We start from the raw sequence: 19,364 nt of genomic DNA, 5'->3' as shown, positions 1-19,364 counted from the left end.
CAACCATGAAAGACTCAACCGAAACTCTGCTGATGTTCGCCGAACTTCTGGAAGCTGAACCGCCAATCCTACCGCCAGATGCTTTGGAACCCGCTAAGGAATTGGCAGCCAACTTGCAGAATCTATCTGAAGCCGATATCAATCAGGCATCAGATCTGATTATAGACTGGATGGCACGATTTCCGCAAGCCCAAAATCACTTGGAAAAAGCGCGACGACAAAGAACCCGCAAGGAAGCCAACGAAACCCGCAAACAAGCCGACGAACTCGAAGAAGATTCTCCCGGTGAAATACAATACACAATTCCCAACTTCCAAATCATCGAAGAAATGGAAACCAGGGTGATTATTACTCCGACTCCTAATTCCCCCCAAATATCCTTGTTTATCTATGTTCGGGAAAGTTTGAGTCAATGGATTCAAAAAAAATAATTACCCACACGGTTTATGCTCCCAATTTGCACCTTTTCGCGTTTCATCTGTGGCGGGGATTGACGGGGGAAACGGATTCCCTTGCGCCGCACCCGAAACAGTTATGGGAAAGGGGAGATGATATTTTAGAGGCGCTGGGTTTTACGGAACGCCTCGACATTCACGGCTACCCAGACAACTCCCCAGAACCCGTCGGCTTGGAAGTTAACCTGAATCCTAAGAACCGTCTCCACCTCACGGGAACTCTGCCTAATTCGGACTTAAAAATAACGGGGAATATCTACACCCACCGACTGAATGATAGTTATAGCTTAACGGTTAATTTATGTCGCCCAGAATCGGAAAATGGCAACAAAACCCCAGAGGTCGATATTTCGTTTTGGCGCAATTTAAACACAGAAAGCCTGGTTTTTCTGCCAGATTTCATCCAAAGCTCTCTGGAACAAACATTGCTATTAACGGCATTTTTGCCAGTAAATGAACGCACAAAAAAGCCGGAAGATTTGGCAGATTTAGCGCACAGTTGCTTGGCGCAGGTAATGCCTTCCCGTAAGGTTAAACGTCCACCTTTGCACAAAATGGGGGAGTTGTTTGGTAGCCCGTTTTTTGAGTTTGGCGGTCAAGTTGTTGACGGGAATTTAGAGGGGGAAGCGCAGGTGCAACCCCATATCATCATCTTCCTGTTTCGGGACGATTTAGCCAGTGGTAAGTTGGTGGATGCTTATCGCCAATTTATCAATCTATTTTACTATCGAAATAAGGTGCTTTCCGCCTACCGGGAAACGCGGACACTGTACCGCAAAACCTACATCGCCTATACACAGTTAGAGCATAAAGTCAAGTCTTTTAAGCAAGAATTAACCCAAAATGAAACCCGTCTAGCGTTGACTGAGACGCAACTGGAAGACCTGAAAAAGGTGTTAAAGGAATTGGCGGCGTTAGATTTGGAATATGCGCGACTGTTGCGAAACTATAAGCATTGTCGCAATACGATTAGCATCAATACGAAAAACTATCAGGTAACATTGACGGATATTTTTGACAGGCTGAGAAAGAAGGGTTATGATTTACAACAGCAGGAAATGGATGTTTTCAGGGAGTTTAGCGATCGCACTTCTCCCTATTTCCAAACCCGCATTAGTGACGAACTCAACTACTTTGTGGAAGGATCGAGTTTAGCGGATAAAGCGATCGCCTCAATTCGTGGTATAGTGGAGATTGAACAAACCCAACGCGATCGCACCCGAGAACAACAAAACCAAAAACTCCAAGACGAAATTCAGGCTTGGGGTGTAGCCATTGGGACGGGAGCCATTATCGCCTCTACTTCGGGGTTAATGTTTGAGGAACCGAGGATTTTTCCCCTACCAGAAAATGGCGGGGGAATTTCCCATCCTTTTGCGATCGCTCTTTTCGCCAGTGTTGCGGGTGCTATTGTGGGGTGGGGTGGGACTAAATTTCTCATCTGGTTGAGTCGTCGGAAAGGGTTTCCTTTTCGTTAGGTGGTGGGGGGAAAGAAACCCGGTTTCTACCAGTCTCTCTGTTTCTCAATCAAGATTTTACCTAAGAAACCGGGTTTCTCGGTGTCTGGTGGGGGGAAAGAAACCCTAAAGAAACCGGGTTTCTACCAGTCTCTCTGTTTCTCAATCAAGATTTTACCTAAGAAACCGGGTTTCTCGGTGTCTGGTGGGGGAAAAGAAACCCTAAAGAAACCCGGTTTCTACCAGTCTCTCTGTTTCTCAATCAAGATTTTACCTAAGAAACCGGGTTTCTCGGTGTCTGGTGGGGGGAAAGAAACTCTAAAGAAACCCGGTTTCTACCAGTCTCTCTGTTTCTCAATCAAGATTTTACCTAAGAAACCGGGTTTCTCGGTGTCTGGTGGGGGGAAAGAAACCCTAAAGAAACCCGGTTTCTACCAGTCTCTCTGTTTCTCAATCAAGATTTTACCTAAGAAACCGGGTTTCTCGGTGTCTGGTGGGGGGAAAGAAACCCTAAAGAAACCGGGTTTCTCGGTGTCTGGTGGGGGTCAAATAGGAGCGATCGCTGCTGATGCTATTTTCTCCCATTGAAATAGGTCTGAAAAACCGCCTTAGCAATAGGTGCGGCGGACACAGAACCATAACCACCTCTTTCGACCAAAACTGCGATCGCAATTTCTGGTTTATCCGCAGGTCCAAAAGCCACATACATAGAATTGTTGGGGTGTCCGGGAATTTCTACAGTCCCAGTTTTCCCTCCGGTTAAAGGAATAGAACCATCATTCAAAATTCTAGCAGTTCCCTCCTTGACAGTATCAATTAATCCCTGTCGGACCACATTTAAACTACCCGCCGAAATGGAAGTTTTAATAGGTTTAGTTTCATCGGTATTAGTTTGGGAAGCCAAGAGGTGAGGTTGTACTCGATAGCCGCCATTAGCGACGGTACTGGTCATAACCGCCAATTCCAAGGGAGTAGCTAAAACCAACCCCTGACCGATCGCCATAGTGACAGTATCCCCCACATACCAAGGCTCACCATACCATGCTTGTTTTTCTTCTGGGGTAGGGATTTGACCATGATTAGCACCATCAAGTCCCAATAAATCCAAATTAATACTACCACCAATCCCTAATTCTTTCCCCCATTTAGAAATTTGATGAGGTCCCGCCGCCATTCCCACCTGATAAAAAAAGGTATTACTACTAACAGCAAGTGCCTTTCTAAATCCAATAGTACCATAACCACTATTACTATGCTCATGAAAACTCACGCCGCCAATGGTAATAGCCCCCGCAGTGGGTACAGTTGAATTAGGGGAAAATTTACCCGATTCTATACCGGCGATCGCCGTAACAATTTTAAATGTACTACCAGAAGGGTAGCCCTGTACAGCCCTATTTAACATAGGATTCTCGCCGCTTTGTAATTGTTGCCATTGTTGTGCAGTCATCGGACCAGAGAATATATTAGGATTAAAGCTAGGATGACTAACCATAGCCAAAATCGCGCCAGTTTTCACATCTAATACTACTACAGCACCAGAGCGATCGCCTAAAGCAGTTTCGGCGGTTTTTTGTAGTTCCAAATCTAAAGTTAACTGAAGCGGCTGACCGGGTTGTGGTTGTTGAATACCTAGCTCTTGAATTTCCTCTCCCCGAGAATTGACCTCAATTAATCGATTTCCCCACACTCCCTCAAGGGAAGAGTTAGCTATACGTTCTATCCCCATTTTCCCCGTTAGCATTCCCATAGGGTATTGAGGATTAGCCTTTAATTCCTGTAAACTAGCAGCGCCAATATATCCTAAAATATGGGAAGCCAGATGATTGTGTGGATAATAACGTTGAGACTCCCCGCGAACTTCTACCCCTTTAAAATACTCAGAACGTTCGGCGAGAGCAATAAACATTCCTGGGGTAATATCCTGTTTAATTAGCACAAAAAGATGGGAATTATAGCCCTTATTTTCGATAAGATTAATAATTTCTTGTGGAGTGATATCAAGAATCGGACCCAGTTGGGTAGCAATTTCCTGCCACTGTTGGGGTGACTGTTCCCTAGGCCAAATATAAACTGATCGCGCCAAACGACTGCGGGTGAGTCTTTGATTATGGCGATCGAAAATTTCGCCTCGTTTTGCCGGAATAGGAACTAGGCGAAGTCGGTTATTTTCCGCTCTGTCCCAATTGATAGCTCCTTGAATCAATTGTAAATTAGCGAGTTGAACAGTGTACAAACAAAACCCGGCAGTAATCAATAACAGCAGGATAATACCACGATGCAGACGGCCACGGTAAGACTGATGCCGCTGCGGTTTATCAGAAATATATTGATTGTGAGGGGTAAACGGAGATTCACCAGCCATAGTTATCCTATCCAATGACCTACCTTTTATTTTTCAAAAGTGGTGTCATGAATCCGGAAAATCTATAGGCTGATTATTCCGTCGTGTAAACCTAAGGAGCAAATTGTTGTTCTTCCAGGGTGACAGGTTGTTCCGCATTTTTCTTAGAGATAATAGGGTCTAGGGGAGTTTCCACAGGAGGACTAGCGCTAGGCTTTAGAGAAGTGGAAGCATTAACAATACCACCGGAGACGATAATTTTAAATGCTTCTTCTACCGATAGGGATAAGTCGATCGCTTCATGGCGGGGAACAATAGCATACCAGCCACTGGTAGGGTTAGGAGTAGTCGGCACAAAAACACCAATCATATCTTCCGACAGGTGAGATTGAATGGTTGCATCTGCTGATCCGGTGACGAAAGCCAGAGTCCAAACTCCCCGCCGAGGATATTCTATCAGAACCACCCGCCGAAACTTATCATTTGAGTCTCTGAGGAGAGTTTCCAGAAGTTGTTTGAGGGTTTTGTAAACTGACCCCGCCAAGGGAATGCCTTGTAAAATCTGTTCACTGAGGTTAAGTAACCACTGACCAGCGATATTTCTAGCCATCAGACCAATGAACAGAATACCCATTAATGGAACAGCTAACCCCACCAAAATATTAAGTAGATTGACCAGAATGGGATTGAGGCCATCAAAAGGGTTAACTTGTTTAGGAATGCGGGTCAGAAATTTAATCACCGCTGTAGCCACGGTAATACTAAGCCAGATAGTAGTCGCCAGGGGAATTACCACCAGCAACCCGGCAATCAAATCATTTTTTAAATCATGTTTGAGGTTTTGGAACACGAGGCGTTCACTCTCCTGTTGACTAAAATGATGGGTTTGTGAAAATGGCGACTGCTTACGCCAAAGGGGTTAGGGGGACTGGCTGACTGAACCCGACAAAGAACCCCCCAGGAATTGGTAAGCCTAGAAAATGCGTTTTCGCTGTCGGTGGTTAGCAACAGATTCTACTAATCCCATGGCTAGAAAATTACTTAGGAGTGCCGATCGCCCATAGCTGAGAAATGGTAAAGGGATGCCTGTAACTGGTGCTAGTCCAATATTCATGCCAATATTTACAAATACTTGGAACATCAACATTGACAATACCCCGATCGCAATTAAGGAACCAAAACTATCCTTAGCAGTTTGGGCAATAATCACCAATCGCAGGCAAATTATCCAGAACACTGCCAAAACAATAATACAACCGATAAACCCCAATTCTTCCCCAATGGCAGAAAAGATGAAGTCGGTATGCTGTTCGGGAATAAAATCTAGCTGAGTTTGGGTTCCCTGATACAAACCTCGGCCATATAACTGTCCCGAACCAATGGCAATGCGAGATTGAATTAAGTGATATCCTGCTCCTAGGGGGTCTTGCTCTGGGTTTAAAAAGCCAATCAGTCGCTGCTTTTGATAATCTTGCAGAAACCCCCAGAAAATATCTCCTAATTTTCCGGCCCCCAAATTCATACCCAAGGCGAGAGGTCCGGTCACATACCGCCAAGGTAAACTCCACCAGCCTACAAACCCCATGGCTACAGCCCAAATGATGCCAGCAGGTTGATAGACTGTTGTTAAAATAGCTGATATAATCGGGGACAATAACAGGATTAACCAACCGGGATGGACATTGCCCCAATACAACATTCCCAGGGTAATCATACCAAAGACTAGGGAGGTTCCTAGGTTGGGTTCAATTAATACTAACCCCCAGGGAACAGCCGCGATAATCAGCATTTTGATGGTGTCTGGAATGCTGGGTATCTTGACCTCGTGCAGAAGTGCTGCCAAAACAATAATTATCCCCACCTTGGCAAATTCGGAGGGCTGGACGTGAAAACCACCAATATTAATCCAGCGTTGGGCTCCTAGGGCTGTGGTTCCGATTAATTGAACGGCAATCAGGGAGAGGTTAACGATAATATAAACTATCCATTTCCAATTGATTAGTGTTTGGTAGTTACTCTTGGCAATTATCATCGCCAGGATTAACCCTACACCTCCGGTGATCCAGTGTTGCCACCAGTCTGTCAGTCCTTGGGTAACTTCTACACTACGGATCATGATGCCGCCTAATCCGGTGAGGGCGACACAGGCGACTAATAATAACCAGTCTACTTCTGCCCAAGCTGCTAGGGGCGATCGCCTATAACTTTTTAATCTGGCTCTGAAAAACATATAATTTTTGGCTGAACTGTTTAACTCTTAACCTACCCACGGAAACAGGGATGATTAAATCACTCAATTATCACCTTTTTTGATGGGTTCATAGAGATACTCAAAGGCGTTACCGTCCGGGTCGCGACCGTAAAAGGAGGCGGTACCGTCTCGGTGTTCGTGAATGGGGGTAATTTCTGCCCCTTGTTGTTGTAATTGCTGATAGGCTGTTTCTATTTCCGTGCGATCGCTAAACACAAACCCAAAATGGGATCTGGCTTGGTTGTAACCTGGACCCAGCAAGGCAAGTCCATCATCTCCCGCCTTCAAATAAGCCCAATCGCTATCTTGCCATACTAATTCCATACCCAAATTTTGGTAAAAACTGGCGGCGGTCTGAATATCTTGGACACAGATGGCTACATGGCCTAAGCGTTTGAGTTGCATAATCAGAAATTAGGGTTTATGGTTGCTATTCTACGAAGAAAGTGGGCAAAATCGCCCACTCTCCGACACTGTGAATGATTTTAACCTGCCTTGACCAGTTGTTTGTCAGCAGGGCGATCGCTTTGGACAGGCGCACTCAAAGCCTCTTCTAGGGATGATTTCCCCAGACGTTCTTCTAGGATATCCATCACTCCCCGTCCAAAATCATTAGGGTTCCGTTTCCAGGCTTCTAAACAGACCTCCCCAAAGAAAGACCCCAAGGGTTCCGGGTTCCATAGAAGTTTCCGGGCTGTCCAAGGCATCAAACTCATGGGATTATAATTGCGATCGAGTATACCGTTGTTAAAGGCATATTCTTCTAAATGGGTGTGGGGTTGTAAGCCAATAAAAAAGATGGCAGGTTCCACCTTTTCCGCCCCAAAAATCGCCTCCAATTCCCGATGATAAGCAATGGTCTGACGGATAGTGTCAAAGGTTTCATCAATCACATTAAACGAATAGTTGACAGACACCAAATCATTAAATCCGGCTGCTTTTAAATCTCGGCAGTTTTCTAATACTACACGCAGATTATAGCCCATCCTCATTTTTCTGACCAATTCCTGGGAACCGCTGGTGATACCGATTTCAAAGTAATTCATTCCGGTTTTAACCATCAGTTCACACAATTGGGGGGTGAGGTTATCCGCCCGAATATACGCCGCCCAATTTATATCATTCATGCCAGCATCAAGGATTTTTTGTAGCAGTTCTACGGCATCATCAATAAATCGACGGGCGGGGATAAATTGAGCATCGGTAAACCAAAAGTTACGGATTCCACGATGGTAAAGTTGCTGCATTTCTGCGACTACTTCATCAGCGGGATTAATCCGCACCTGTTTACCTTCAATTACGGTATAGACACAATAACAGCAGTTGTGAGGACAACCACGCTTAGTCTGAACACCGATATAAAAATCCCCATCCTGAAAATAGTAGTCAAACTCCGGCCACACTTGGCTGATATAATCATAGTTACAGGCGGTTTTCTCAATATTAGTCGGTTTTTCATGAATCATGCGATCGCGTGGTTGAGTTTGTCCGACCACATAACAGCGTTCATTGCTGAAGTCTTCACCCCTCAATAATTTTTCTAATAAAGCCTCTCCTTCCCCTACAGAAATAATTGTGCCATCAGGGAGACTCCCCCCCAATTGTTCATAAAACACACTGACCGCGCCGCCACCTACTACCGCGCGTGCTTGGGGTTGATAGCGTCTGGCTCGGTTGAGTCCCTGCCGCACTAAACTGGTATTACGCCACAGTTCATTATAGTAGGATGCTGCTAACCGTAATCCTCCGAAAGCACCCCGCAACTTAACTAGGGGGTTTTTGGCATAGTAAAACTCAAAGGCATTTTGCAAAGGATTTCCGCCCCGTCCGCCCACGGGAGCATAAATTTGGATATCCCGCCACGAAAATACTAACAGTGTCGGCTGGAACTCGTCAATGCAGTTATTGAGGGCTAAACGATAGTCTAGGGGGGGGACAGTCCCTAGGTCAAAGATTCGCTGGTCTACAGACCCAAATAGCTTATGTACATGGTCTGCTAGGTAAACTACCCCTATGGGGAAGATGGGGTTGCAGGGGAGGCGAACGTATAGGATTTTTTGGTCCATGATTTTAAATGAGTGAATGGGTTGCTTATTAATATAACTTAACAATATAGCTGGCTGTTTTCATCTTACAATCAATGGCGAGGGCGGGTTAATGGGCTGCGATCGCTTCACTTGAGCCAGATGGGGGGATCGTCGAATATATGATAGTCGGTAGGTTACAGGCAAAAATCATGATCGATTGGTAGTCGCGATTACAGCCAATAGCGATCGCAAAATGTTAGTTTGGCTGTATACAAAACTCATATTGCAATACTCCTTAACATGGCTCAAATTCTTGATCCCCTACCCTATAACAGTCCTGGCCGAGTTCTCTGCTGCTACGTTAACGCTACTAGCAATATTCAGATTGCCAGAATTAGCAATGTCCCAAATTGGTATTTTGAACGGGTGGTATTTCCCGGTCAGCGTTTGGTGTTTGAAGCTATACCAGAAGCCCTGTTAGAGATTCACACAGGAAAAATGGCTAGTGCCATTCTATCCGATAAGATTCCCTGCGATCGTCTGCAAATTGACCAAGAACTCCCACCTATTGATGAAGTCCACCCCAGTGCCGCTGCCCTAGCTTACCACGAACGGATCACAGGTCGCAGTTCTGAAGGAAAGCCCTCAGTTTTGACAACTCCGGCTTTGAGTTCTGTTGATTAACCCCTAGAGTGCGTCAGAGGTAGATAATCGTAATCATCACCAGAGTATAGCAGTTCCCGGACGGATGAGGTACTTTTCAAAGCCCCTCTCCCGTATTGGGAGAGGGGTTTGGGGTGAGGGCTGTATTTCAACGCACCAGATAATCCCCATCATCGGCAGATAATCGGAATCATGACCAGAGTATAGCAGTTCCCGGACGGATGAGGTACTTTTCAAAGCCCCTCTCCCGTATTGGGAGAGGGGTTTGGGGTGAGGGCTGTATTTCAACGCACCAGATAATCCCCATCATCGGCAGATAATCGGAATCACCACCAGAGTATAGCAGTTCCCGGACGGATGAGGTACTTTTCAAAGCCCCTCTCCCGTATTGGGAGAGGGGTTTGGGGTGAGGGCTGTATTTCAACGCACCAGATAATCCCCATCATCGGCAGATAATCGGAATCATGACCAGAGTATAGCAGTTCCCGGACGGATGAGGTACTTTTCAAAGCCCCTCTCCCGTATTGGGAGAGGGGTTTGGGGTGAGGGCTGTATTTCAACGCACCAGAGTAGGAAAAATTGATGCACCATATAAATGTCTGCTGGCTGATTGGGTATTAAAAAAATGATGGATGTCGAAGAGATAGCATTATCAGAAAATGTGGTTTTTCGTATTTCCCCAATTGTGCGAATCACCTTGCTAAGTTTGTATGGTGCGTTGATGATTCCGCTACCATTCCTGGCTATCGTCGCCGATACACCTATTTCTCCCCAGGTGTTGTGGGGGGGTATTGTTTTAGGGGGTGTGGCTGTCTACGGGGCGCTGAGTGAGCGAGTAGTGGTGAACGATCGCACTATTGAAGTCACCTATCCGAGGTGGGTGCGAGTGTTTTGGCGGCGGGGTTGGTGTTTAAGTTGGTCAGAGGTGCGATCGCTACGTCCGAGGACCACCGGACAAGGGGGATTAGTTTATTATTTCGTGAGTGAGTCCGGGGAAGGTTATTTGCTACCCATGCGAATTGCTGGCTTTGCGAAGTTAGTGGCGATCGCGCAACAACAAACCGGAATTGATACTACTGACGTGCGACCTTTATCTCAGCCCTGGATGTATTTAATTCTGTTCTGTTGTACCCTCCTGTTAATCCTAGTCGATATTTGGACAATTGCCAACGTCTTTAACGCTTAGGTTAAATTCTCACCTTCCCCAACGCTGATCAGATGTATGATCAGATCATCCCCCATGGCAATATTGTCGGGTGGGAGTGTTGAATGAACAGAGAGAGCGGAATTTAATGGCATACTGGCTATTCCAAGGTAATCCCAAATATTATCGGGTGCTTGATGGTATCCGTGATTTCCAGGAAATGCCCTGGTTAGTCACCCGCTACCGTAAAGATATCAGCGTGGGGGATGGTGTATTAATTTGGAAAGCCGGAACCGCCGCCGGAGTATATGCCATTGCGGAAGTAATCGCACCCGCAGAACCTCTCCAAGAAGTTCCCGATCGCAACTACTGGATTGATCAAACTCGCTTAGGTTATAAACCCTGCGCGCAAATCAAATTCACTACCAAGCTATTAGATAACCCCCTACTGCGGTCTGACTGTAAACAAGATCCCATCCTCCAAACCCTGTTGGTGATTCGCGCCCCCAACAGTACCAATTTTAAGGTCACAGATGAACAGTGGCGGCGAGTCCATGAGTTAACCCGTGGGAATTGATGTTAAAACTTCAGCAGGTCTCTGTCAAATCTCCAATTATCCTCAAACCTCTGTTGCTCGATATTTCTGCCTGTGTTCAACCAGGCGATCGCATTGCTTTAATGGGAGTTGCTGGGTCCGGGAAAAGTCTGTTGCTGCGATTAATTAATCGGCTAATCTCTCCCTGTAGTGGTTGCCTGTATTTCGGGGAGAGTAATTATCAAAATATTGACCCGGTTTGGTTACGCCAAAAAATCACCTTGGTTTTACCAGAACCCAGACTTTTGGGGATGAGGGTTTCGGAAGCGATCGCTTATCCCTTACGGTTGCGAAAAATGTCCGAAGATGAACTGACCACACGGGTTAATCTCTGGGTGGAAAGGTTAGCCATTCCCCCCGATATTCTAGCCCTAACTGAGGTGCAACTTTCCAGCCGACAGCAACAATGGATATCTCTGGCTAGGGGTTTAGTTATTCAACCGGATATCCTGTTATTAGATGAACCTACAGCTAACCTTAACCCACAACAGCAACAGTGTTTGGCACAAATTTTAACCGATTTTTACCAGGGGGAAAATATGGCGATCGTCGCTACTCATAACCCTGATTTTGCGCGTCAGTTCGCCACTAGGGTTTGGTATCTTCACCAGGGAGAGTTAGTTGATGACCTGCCAGTAGAACAAGTCAATTGGGCTGAATTTACTGAGGTTTTACAATCTCAAAAAACTGCAGTTTCTCAAGAGTGGGATAATCTCTAATCAACAATTATCCCCCCAAAGATGTCTGGTCGGCTATTACATAACTTTTGCTAATTCATCCCGCCAGATAAATTTAATCTTCCAAAGATTATTAAGAATTGTTACGATTTTATCGCGAATAGGTGTCAAAAAGTTGACGAGATTATGGGGGTTGTGCTACCATCAAATAAATCGCACCCAAGGGGTTACTATGTCTACTCGCCAAAATATCGGCTAAAACCCCTATTCCGTCGCGCGAAAAGTTATTCTCCCAGCAAAAATAAAAAATCACGATGCACGAGTTTTGGGTGGAGAGGCGATCGCCTTTTTTGATCCCTCTTGACAAAAGCGACATTTTGTGCATAGCAGGGGAACCGAAAGGGCGAAAAGGGGACTGGGAGGGCTGTCTAGGGTAATCTTCAATGGTTGATGATTAATTGCGATCGCCCTGTTCACCCCTTCACTCTAGCGCGTACCTTCGGGTTGAGCTTTCCCCCCCAGAGTGTTTTAGAAAACTTCTCAGGCTGAACTATCCAGTCGGGCGAAACAGTTAAAAGCCGCCGGAATTTATCATATTTAAGCACTGGGTATGATGACTTTGATTTCAGTCTGCCAATTAAAATCATCTGCATTAAATGTATATGGTTTGCTCAGTTGATACCATAGATATCACTTCTGGCGATCGCGTCTTTTGCGCCAATATCGGCTACCAACCAATCAAATTCTCGTTCTATTTCTGGCAATTCTCCTCTGGGGATATCTTGGGGGTGAATTAAATGGGAGGAGAATGCGTCCTTTTGTCGGGCTACCAATCTGAACGCCGCCACAATTTCTTCGATCGCTGTAATTTGTTGAGGCGTGAGGTCGCTTACATCAATGACTTTAGGGTTCATCGCGGGTTGGGAAATGTCGAAAATTACCACAGTTATTATGGTAGCAGTTCTCCAGACAGGTGGGAACCATCAATCCCATCATAGCGATCGCGCCTCCGTAGTTATTTTGACTCATCTCTGGCTCCGCTGGTCTGCTAATTACATAACTTTTGCTAATTCATCCCGCCAGATAAATTTAATCTTCTCAAGATTATTAAGAATTGTTACGATTTTATCGCGAATAGCTGTCAAAAAGTTGACGAGATTATGGGGGTTGTGCTACCATCAAATAAATCGCACCCAAGGGGTTACTATGTCTACTCGCCAAAATATCGGCTACAACCCGCATTCGGTGGCGCGAAAAGTTATTCTCCCAGCAAAAATAAAAAATCACGATGCACGAGTTTTTCGGAGAGAGGCGATCGCCTTTTTTGACCCCTCTTGACAAAAGCGACATTTTGTGCATGGTAGGCAAACCGAAAGGGGTAAAAGGGGACTGGGAGGGCTGTATAAGGTAATCTTCAATGGTTGATGATTAATTGCGATCGCACCCCTTCTACAACGCGGTTCATTCCGACAGAATTAGAGGCTTTAAACAGAACGCGATCGCCCGGTTTAAGGAATGCGAGAACCTTGTCAATCATCAGTTGATGAGCTTGAGGAGAACCGAGGTCTTGAATATCAATAAAATCGATTCCCATAGCGCCCTCAGCCATAGCTTGAGCCTCAGCCAAATCAGCCAAAATAAATAAACCGTCTAAATTGAGCCTTTGAGTTTCCGCCCCAACTTGCTGATGAAATTCAAGCGATCGCTCACCCAACTCCTTCATAGTCCCCAATACCGCAATATGTCGATTACCGGGAGTTTCCGCCAACAATTTTAACGCCGCCAAAGTTGATTCTAAACCCGCATTATAAGTTTCATCTAACAACAGAATATCCTGAGCCAGGTGGTAACGTTTAGCCCGTCCCTGTGGCATTTGTAGGGATAAGCCGGTGCTGAGGGGTGCATAAAGTTCTTCGGCGGAAGTTTCCCAACCAGCGATCGCCCTAAGCACAGCCAAAGCCGCCAAAAAATTAGAGGCATTATGGGAACCCGGTAGAGGTAAAGGCAAATCAATTCCCTCGACGCGGATAGTTTCATGTCCTAATAATTCACCATGTAAACTCCCCCCTTCCAAACCATAGGTAATAGTTGTTCCCGACCAAACTTGAGTCGCGGTTGACATGAGGCGGCGGTTATCATGATTAAGCACAGCGATTGATGTATCCGGCATTTCCGCCAGCAATTCACACTTAGCACGAGCGATCGCATCTTCCGAACCCAAACGGCCGATATGAGCAGTTCCCACATTGACAATTACCCCCACCGTAGGACGGGCTATGCGAGTCAAGTCAGCAATTTCTCCCGGTCCGCGCATAGCCATTTCAATGACAGCAAAATCATGATCCGAGCGCAATTCTAGGAGAGTTTTCGGGACTCCTATTTCGTTGTTGTAATTCCCGAAGGTTTTGTGAACCTTACCATGATGAGAAAGTACAGCGGAAATGAGTTCTTTAGTAGTAGTTTTTCCCACGGAACCCGTCACGCCAATTATAGGAATAGAAAAGCGATCGCGCCAACTGCGTGCGAGGGTCTGATAAGCGCGTAAAGTATCAGCCACTGGAATTAAGGGAAATTCCGGGTGAGAGACAGCAAATTCCCGATTAACCACCGCACAAAGGGCCCCTTTAGCGATCGCCGCCACGACAAAATCATGTCCATCAAAGCGATCGCCCTGCAATGCCACAAATACCTCTCCCCGTTGGAGGGTACGAGTATCAGTTGTGATACCAATCACAGGAAAGTTATTAGACACATCACAGGATACTTCCCCATTTACTGTTAAAATCTGCAACAGTTGGGTCAGGGTAAACAGCTCAGACATAATTTATCGCATCTACTCGCATCAATAGGAATAAGTAACCAAAGATAATTTTGGCAATCACCCAGAGGTTATAGTCAAGATTACCATGGTTGCATTTAGCCCGAAAGTCATGATAATCTGTGGATTCCTATTATCCCCAATTATCAACTTGGTCGTGCAGTCTAAGTTTGCCATAGCAACTATATAACCCTGAGTTCAATGAATAATATAGCAGGCGATCGTCATAATCGACCGATATCCCCCGAAGAACAGCAACTATATAATCACTGGCTAGAGCAGGTGGAAACCGAAAGTACAGATATCCTGGTTGAGCGCTTTCGGTTGCTTTTTATTCAAGGAACAGGCTACCCCGATCATCACATAGCGCAAGTGATGCGGAAGTTGTTACGGGCGAAACACATTGAGGGTGACTTTAATTTTATCATCAACCGATGTTGCTACATTCTGAGCAACAGATGGCACACCAACCCAGAACGCCGAGCAGCTATTTATCGCTTAGTTCATCTCTTTGATAGCCAAAAGTCCGTTTCTGCTGCGCCTTCTGCTATCAAGTCCCGATACATTCAGCAACTATCTTATTTAGTTAACAACTTCCGAACCAGCCCCCAGTATCAAACTATGAAACGGTTTGCTGAGGTTTTGTGCGAGCCATTACAGTCTAGCCCCAATTTAATTGAGACTCAACCCCTGAGAACCCTAATTCCCCGTTATCCATACTTATACCGATATTGTCTAATTAGCGATGATAGTCCCTACGAACATCAACAAATGATTCAGACAATTAAGCTACAGAAACAGAAAAAATTTGAACTGGAATTGTCTAAATATGCCTTGTATCAAATCAGACAAAACGCGCGCTCTGCTAAAGGACAAGAACAGACCACTACCGCCACCATGGCTGCGACTAACCCGACACTCCTGAGCGACAAGGAGCTATTTTTGGCTCTGCAACAATTTGTCGGTAAAGTTCAAGGGTCAAATACCTATCGAGACCTAGCCCATAGTTTGATCTCCCATAGCAATTATAACCAAACCTTTAGGGAGTTTAAATCCGATTTATATGAATACCTCCGTGATAACTCTTTTAAGTCAAGTTACCTGAACAGACAATTTTACGAAAAACTGTATAAGCAGTTACAAAATACTATCCCCCAAAGTGATGATCAACCTTTTAGTGAGTTCTTAATGTTAAGAACCTGCTCTCAACTGTTAAACTACCTGGTGGTGGAAAGCCCCCAAAAACCTCAGCATTTTGTATTTATCGATCTGATTGCCAATATTGGTCCGACCCTTATGGTCAGCTTGTTACTGAAAATTGTGCTGCTGTGTCGTCAGGTGAAGCCTTCCCTAGAAAAACGGTTCGCAGTGCTATTCAACCATTATGAATCATCCTCTACCCAAGGGCTACAGTGGCTGGTGAAGGTTCTGGAAAACTTGAATGTGGCTTTGACTACCAATTTTGGCAAAGTTGACCTGTCCTTTATTCGCTAGGGAAACCAAAGAACAGGGGGAAGAAAAGGCGATCGCATAGTGATCAAAATCATTGTTGTCGATCAGAAATTTTGTGATAGAATTGTCGGCGTGAGTCAGCTTCGGTTCTGTACTTCCCAATCGGTTACAGATCTAGTTACAGATTCTGCCTATTCTGTGTCGGCAGGTATTGCTCCGAAACTGAGTTATGTCAAGCGTGTTAATGTTGGAGTCATTCCATGTCGATATACGTCGGTAACCTGTCCTATGACGTTACCCCAGATGATTTAAGCGAAGTTTTTGCTCAATACGGAACAGTTAAACGGTCAATGATCCCTACAGACCGAGAAACTGGGCGATCAAGGGGCTTTGGCTTTGTGGAAATGGTTAACGAAGATGAGGAAACTAAAGCCATAGAGGCCCTCGACGGGGCGGAATGGATGGGTCGTTCTCTAAAAGTCAATAAAGCCAGACCGAGAGAAAACAATAAACAGCGCGGAGGTTTTAAGCGGGATTATTAGTAAAGATAAGCCACAATAATAGAGAGACGGGTTTTGCGGAGTTAGCAGAACCCGTTTACTTTATCCCTCAACTGTTGTCAACCCTGGGTTTCTCTACCCATTGTTTCCGATGAGCATAGATCAAGAACTAGACAATACTATTTCGACTTTTGCTGATATTGAGGCTGAGTTAAACCTGCGTCATGCTCAAGATGTCCTGCGGGACTTGGTGAAAAATCTCGACTTGACCTCCTCAGAACGTCAGGGACTCGAATCTGATCTCAGTGGTTTACAACAGATGCTTGATAAACTAGAGCATACCTCTATACAAATTGCTGTTTTTGGTATGGTGGGGCGTGGTAAATCTTCGATTTTGAATGCCTTATTGGGTCAAACAGTATTTGCTACGGGTCCCACCCATGGTATTACTCGCACTACAGAGGCTAAACCCTGGCAGGTGGAAGGAGAAAACCCTACCGGCGCAATGTCTTATCGTATCTCTCAGGTGGAACTTATTGATACACCCGGTATTGATGAGGTTGACGGTCAGACCCGCGAACAAATGGCGCGTCAGGTGGCGGAAAAAGCTGACTTATTATTATTTGTGATTGCCGGCGATATCACCCAGGTGGAATATCAAGCCCTCTCCTGGCTCCGAGATGCCGGAAAACCAATGCTTTTGGTATTTAATAAGATTGATCAATATCCCCCTGGCGATCGCCAAGCTATTTATGAAAAAATTAGGGATGAGAGAGTGCGGGAATTACTCTCTCCTGATGAAATTGTCATGGTAGCCGCTTCTCCCTTGGTGGCTTCGGCGGTGCGCCGCCCTGATGGTAGTTTTCAAACTCAATTGAACCGAGGGGAGCCTCAAATTAATGACCTCAAATTAAAGATTCTCGATATCTTACACCGGGAGGGTAAATCTTTAATCGCCCTTAATACTATGCTCTATGCGGAAGATGTTAATGAGCAGGTGGTGCAGCGCAAACTCGAAATTCGCGCCGATCAAGCCCGTAGTGTGATCTGGAATGCTACCATTACTAAGGCAGTGGCGATCGCTATTAATCCCCTCACCGCTATTGATTTGCTTAGTGGGGTGGCTATTGATATCACCCTGATTTTAACCTTATCCAAGCTCTACGGCATCCCTATGACCCAACGGGGAGCTTTAGATTTACTCCAGAAAATTGCCCTCAGCATGGGCGGCATTGGAGCCAGTGAGTTGATTACTAATTTGGGCCTGAGTTCCCTTAAAGGTTTGCTGGGAGTTACAGCGCCTGCTACCGGGGGCGCAACCCTCGCTCCCTATTTGTCTGTTGCTGTGACTCAGGCGGCGGTGGCGGGGGCCTCTACTTATGGTATTGGTCAGGTCACAACTACCTATCTCGCTAACGGTGCTTCCTGGGGAGACGATAAGCCTAAAGCAGTAGTGAGGCGGATTCTGTTATCATTGGATCAAGCCTCTATTTTGGGCCGTATTAAGGATGAACTATGGATGAAATTAGGGTTGGAGGCATCAAATTAGCCGTAGCGTGGGTGTTCTCCATTATGGATGAACTAGCTGACTTCACTCTCTAAATATGATGGGTAGTATTTCAGAGCAAACCTTGAAAGCAGATATTTTGGTGGTTGATGATCAGCCGGAAAATCTGCATCTTTTGTCTTCTTTGCTTCGACAGGTTGGTTATAATGTTAGACAGTCTCTTAATGCCGAGATGGCTCTGACTTCTGTTCAGGCTAAATTGCCAGATTTAATATTGCTTGATGTCCGCATACCTGGGATGAGTGGCTATGAGTTATGTCGCCATTTAAAAAATAGTGAAAATACTAGCAAAGTCCCGATTATTTTTTTGAGCGCCCTTAATGATATTGACTCGATTATGGCGGGTTTTCAAGTGGGCGGTGTAGATTATATTACCAAGCCTTTTCATAACTCAGAAGTCCTGATCCGAGTTAATACACAACTGCGACTTTATCAACTGCAAAAACAACTGGAACTGCAAAATCAATCCCTCCAAGAACAGATCCGCCTCAGTCAGATATATTTACACGATCGCCAGGTAGCAGAAGCACGGCGAAAACTCTTAGAAAAAGCGATCGCCGCTACCCAAAATGGCGTGGTGATTACTGACCCTAATCAACCAGATAATCCTATTATTTATGTGAATGCTGGCTGGGAAAGACTCACGGGTTATGCAGCTAATGAAGTCATCGGTTCTAACTGTAGATTTCTTCAGGTAAACCAACGAGATCAACCCGCCCTAGATGATATTCGACGGGCGATCGCGGAAGCCGAAGAATGTCGCGTCATTCTCAAAAACTATCGCCGAGATGGTACAATTTTCTGGAATGAATTGTTTATTTCTCCAGTCAGGAATGAACCGGGAGAATTAACTAATTTTATTGGTATTCAAACTGATGTCACCGAGCGCAAAAAATCCGAAGAAGCCCTAGAAAGGTCAAGAATTGCCCTCAAAAAAACCAACCAAGAATTACAACGCCTCGCCCTTGATGACGACTTAACTCAAGTAGCTAACCGTCGCCGTTTTAATGAATATTTAGCCTATAATTGGCATCGTTGCGCTAGGGAACAAGAACCGATAGCTTTAATTCTCTGTGATGTAGATTATTTTCAACCCTATAATGATACCTTCGGACATCAAGCCGGAGATGATTGTTTACACAAAATAGCCAGAGCAATTTCTGGCGCTATTCAACCGTTCAGTAGATTTGGTGGCTCGTTATGGTGGCGAAGAATTTGTGCTATTATTCTGCCGAATACACCCATCAACGGTGCGATGAAAGTGGCTGAACGTATCCGTAAGCAAGTGGAAAATCTCCGTATTCCTCACCCCAGTTCTAAAAGTAGTAATTATGTTACCGTCAGTCTGGGTGTCGCTTGCCAAATTGCTCATTCTGAGTTATGCGTAGATAGTTGAATCGCTCAGGCTGACGAG

At 45.3% G+C, this 19,364-nt stretch carries 19 protein-coding genes; 12 read left to right on the top strand and 7 right to left on the bottom strand.

Features of this window, described 5'->3' with window-relative positions; genetic code table 11:
• Nucleotides 1-5 precede the first annotated feature (5 nt).
• From XZ46_RS13520 to XZ46_RS13510, 3 genes are read left to right on the top strand one after another with little or no spacing between them, the layout of a single operon-like run.
• Nucleotides 6-431, top strand: coding sequence for a hypothetical protein (locus tag XZ46_RS13520; RefSeq protein ID WP_008051209.1), 426 nt, complete (start codon nucleotides 6-8; stop codon nucleotides 429-431).
• Nucleotides 413-1,933, top strand: coding sequence for a hypothetical protein (locus XZ46_RS13515; RefSeq protein ID WP_048895088.1), 1,521 nt, complete (start codon nucleotides 413-415; stop codon nucleotides 1,931-1,933). The genes XZ46_RS13520 and XZ46_RS13515 overlap by 19 nt, the downstream gene beginning before the upstream one ends.
• Nucleotides 1,934-1,936: 3 nt before the next feature.
• Complete coding sequence (locus XZ46_RS13510) at nucleotides 1,937-2,500, top strand: hypothetical protein (protein ID WP_157234396.1); 564 nt, start codon at nucleotides 1,937-1,939, stop codon at nucleotides 2,498-2,500.
• Here the strand turns inward: XZ46_RS13510 and mrdA are convergent.
• From mrdA to XZ46_RS13485, 5 genes are all read right to left on the bottom strand, one after another.
• A complete protein-coding gene (gene mrdA / locus XZ46_RS13505) occupies nucleotides 2,484-4,277 on the bottom strand; it encodes a penicillin-binding protein 2 (RefSeq protein WP_008051207.1) in 1,794 nt (597 codons plus the stop codon). The two genes, XZ46_RS13510 and mrdA, sit on opposite strands and share 17 nt — an antisense overlap.
• A 91-nt stretch (nucleotides 4,278-4,368) precedes the next feature.
• Nucleotides 4,369-5,106 carry a DUF502 domain-containing protein gene (locus tag XZ46_RS13500; protein WP_006625371.1) on the bottom strand — a complete coding sequence of 246 codons (738 nt, stop codon included), beginning with the start codon at nucleotides 5,104-5,106 and terminating at the stop codon, nucleotides 4,369-4,371.
• A 123-nt stretch (nucleotides 5,107-5,229) separates the two neighbouring features.
• Nucleotides 5,230-6,486, bottom strand: coding sequence for a rod shape-determining protein RodA (gene rodA / locus XZ46_RS13495; RefSeq protein WP_006670328.1), 1,257 nt, complete (start codon nucleotides 6,484-6,486; stop codon nucleotides 5,230-5,232).
• A 63-nt stretch (nucleotides 6,487-6,549) separates the two neighbouring features.
• Nucleotides 6,550-6,912, bottom strand: coding sequence for a VOC family protein (locus tag XZ46_RS13490; protein WP_006625373.1), 363 nt, complete (start codon nucleotides 6,910-6,912; stop codon nucleotides 6,550-6,552).
• 80 nt (nucleotides 6,913-6,992) lie between these two features.
• The gene (locus XZ46_RS13485; RefSeq protein ID WP_008051206.1) at nucleotides 6,993-8,573 is read right to left on the bottom strand and encodes a photosystem II high light acclimation radical SAM protein; all 1,581 of its coding nucleotides are present in this window, start codon (nucleotides 8,571-8,573) and stop codon (nucleotides 6,993-6,995) included.
• A gap of 261 nt (nucleotides 8,574-8,834) precedes the next feature.
• On the opposite strand from XZ46_RS13485, the gene XZ46_RS13480 reads away from it, so the two are divergent.
• The 4 genes from XZ46_RS13480 to XZ46_RS13465 all read left to right on the top strand — a co-directional run bounded on the left by XZ46_RS13480 (nucleotide 8,835) and on the right by XZ46_RS13465 (nucleotide 11,655).
• On the top strand, nucleotides 8,835-9,218 hold the full coding sequence (locus tag XZ46_RS13480) for a DUF1830 domain-containing protein (RefSeq protein WP_008051205.1): 384 nt from the start codon (nucleotides 8,835-8,837) through the stop codon (nucleotides 9,216-9,218).
• A 604-nt stretch (nucleotides 9,219-9,822) separates the two neighbouring features.
• Nucleotides 9,823-10,383 carry a hypothetical protein gene (locus tag XZ46_RS13475; RefSeq protein WP_006670329.1) on the top strand — a complete coding sequence of 187 codons (561 nt, stop codon included), beginning with the start codon at nucleotides 9,823-9,825 and terminating at the stop codon, nucleotides 10,381-10,383.
• 106 nt (nucleotides 10,384-10,489) lie between these two features.
• Nucleotides 10,490-10,918 (top strand): EVE domain-containing protein, encoded by a 429-nt coding sequence (locus XZ46_RS13470; protein ID WP_006625378.1) that lies wholly within the window; start codon nucleotides 10,490-10,492, stop codon nucleotides 10,916-10,918.
• Nucleotides 10,918-11,655: an ABC transporter ATP-binding protein gene (locus tag XZ46_RS13465; protein WP_008051204.1), complete on the top strand. Its 738-nt coding sequence runs from the start codon at nucleotides 10,918-10,920 to the stop codon at nucleotides 11,653-11,655. The genes XZ46_RS13470 and XZ46_RS13465 overlap by 1 nt, the downstream gene beginning before the upstream one ends.
• Nucleotides 11,656-12,284: 629 nt before the next feature.
• Here XZ46_RS13465 and XZ46_RS13455 read toward each other — a convergent pair.
• Complete coding sequence (locus XZ46_RS13455; RefSeq protein ID WP_006625381.1) at nucleotides 12,285-12,527, bottom strand: hypothetical protein; 243 nt, start codon at nucleotides 12,525-12,527, stop codon at nucleotides 12,285-12,287.
• A 13-nt stretch (nucleotides 12,528-12,540) separates the two neighbouring features.
• On the opposite strand from XZ46_RS13455, the gene XZ46_RS35865 reads away from it, so the two are divergent.
• Complete coding sequence (locus XZ46_RS35865; RefSeq protein ID WP_174447141.1) at nucleotides 12,541-12,951, top strand: hypothetical protein; 411 nt, start codon at nucleotides 12,541-12,543, stop codon at nucleotides 12,949-12,951.
• A gap of 76 nt (nucleotides 12,952-13,027) precedes the next feature.
• On the opposite strand, the gene XZ46_RS13445 is transcribed toward XZ46_RS35865, so the two are convergent.
• Nucleotides 13,028-14,434, bottom strand: coding sequence for a UDP-N-acetylmuramoyl-tripeptide--D-alanyl-D-alanine ligase (locus XZ46_RS13445; RefSeq protein WP_008051201.1), 1,407 nt, complete (start codon nucleotides 14,432-14,434; stop codon nucleotides 13,028-13,030).
• 198 nt (nucleotides 14,435-14,632) lie between these two features.
• Here XZ46_RS13445 and XZ46_RS13440 point away from each other — a divergent pair, with 198 nt between their 5' ends.
• The 4 genes from XZ46_RS13440 (at nucleotide 14,633) to XZ46_RS13425 (ending at nucleotide 19,346) form a co-directional block, all read left to right on the top strand.
• The gene (locus XZ46_RS13440; RefSeq protein WP_006625384.1) at nucleotides 14,633-15,925 is read left to right on the top strand and encodes a Sll1247 family protein; all 1,293 of its coding nucleotides are present in this window, start codon (nucleotides 14,633-14,635) and stop codon (nucleotides 15,923-15,925) included.
• Nucleotides 15,926-16,143: 218 nt separating this feature from the next.
• Nucleotides 16,144-16,425: an RNA-binding regulator gene (rbp, locus tag XZ46_RS13435; RefSeq protein ID WP_006670338.1), complete on the top strand. Its 282-nt coding sequence runs from the start codon at nucleotides 16,144-16,146 to the stop codon at nucleotides 16,423-16,425.
• A gap of 109 nt (nucleotides 16,426-16,534) precedes the next feature.
• Nucleotides 16,535-17,932 carry a GTP-binding protein gene (locus XZ46_RS13430; protein ID WP_008051197.1) on the top strand — a complete coding sequence of 466 codons (1,398 nt, stop codon included), beginning with the start codon at nucleotides 16,535-16,537 and terminating at the stop codon, nucleotides 17,930-17,932.
• A gap of 55 nt (nucleotides 17,933-17,987) precedes the next feature.
• Nucleotides 17,988-19,346 carry a diguanylate cyclase gene (locus XZ46_RS13425; protein ID WP_008051195.1) on the top strand — a complete coding sequence of 453 codons (1,359 nt, stop codon included), beginning with the start codon at nucleotides 17,988-17,990 and terminating at the stop codon, nucleotides 19,344-19,346.
• The last annotated feature ends 18 nt before the right edge of the window (nucleotides 19,347-19,364 follow it).

This window comes from Limnospira indica PCC 8005 (assembly GCF_000973065.1).
In the GTDB taxonomy this organism is placed as follows: domain Bacteria; phylum Cyanobacteriota; class Cyanobacteriia; order Cyanobacteriales; family Microcoleaceae; genus Limnospira; species Limnospira fusiformis.
This window is presented reverse-complemented; position numbering and strand designations above follow the sequence as displayed.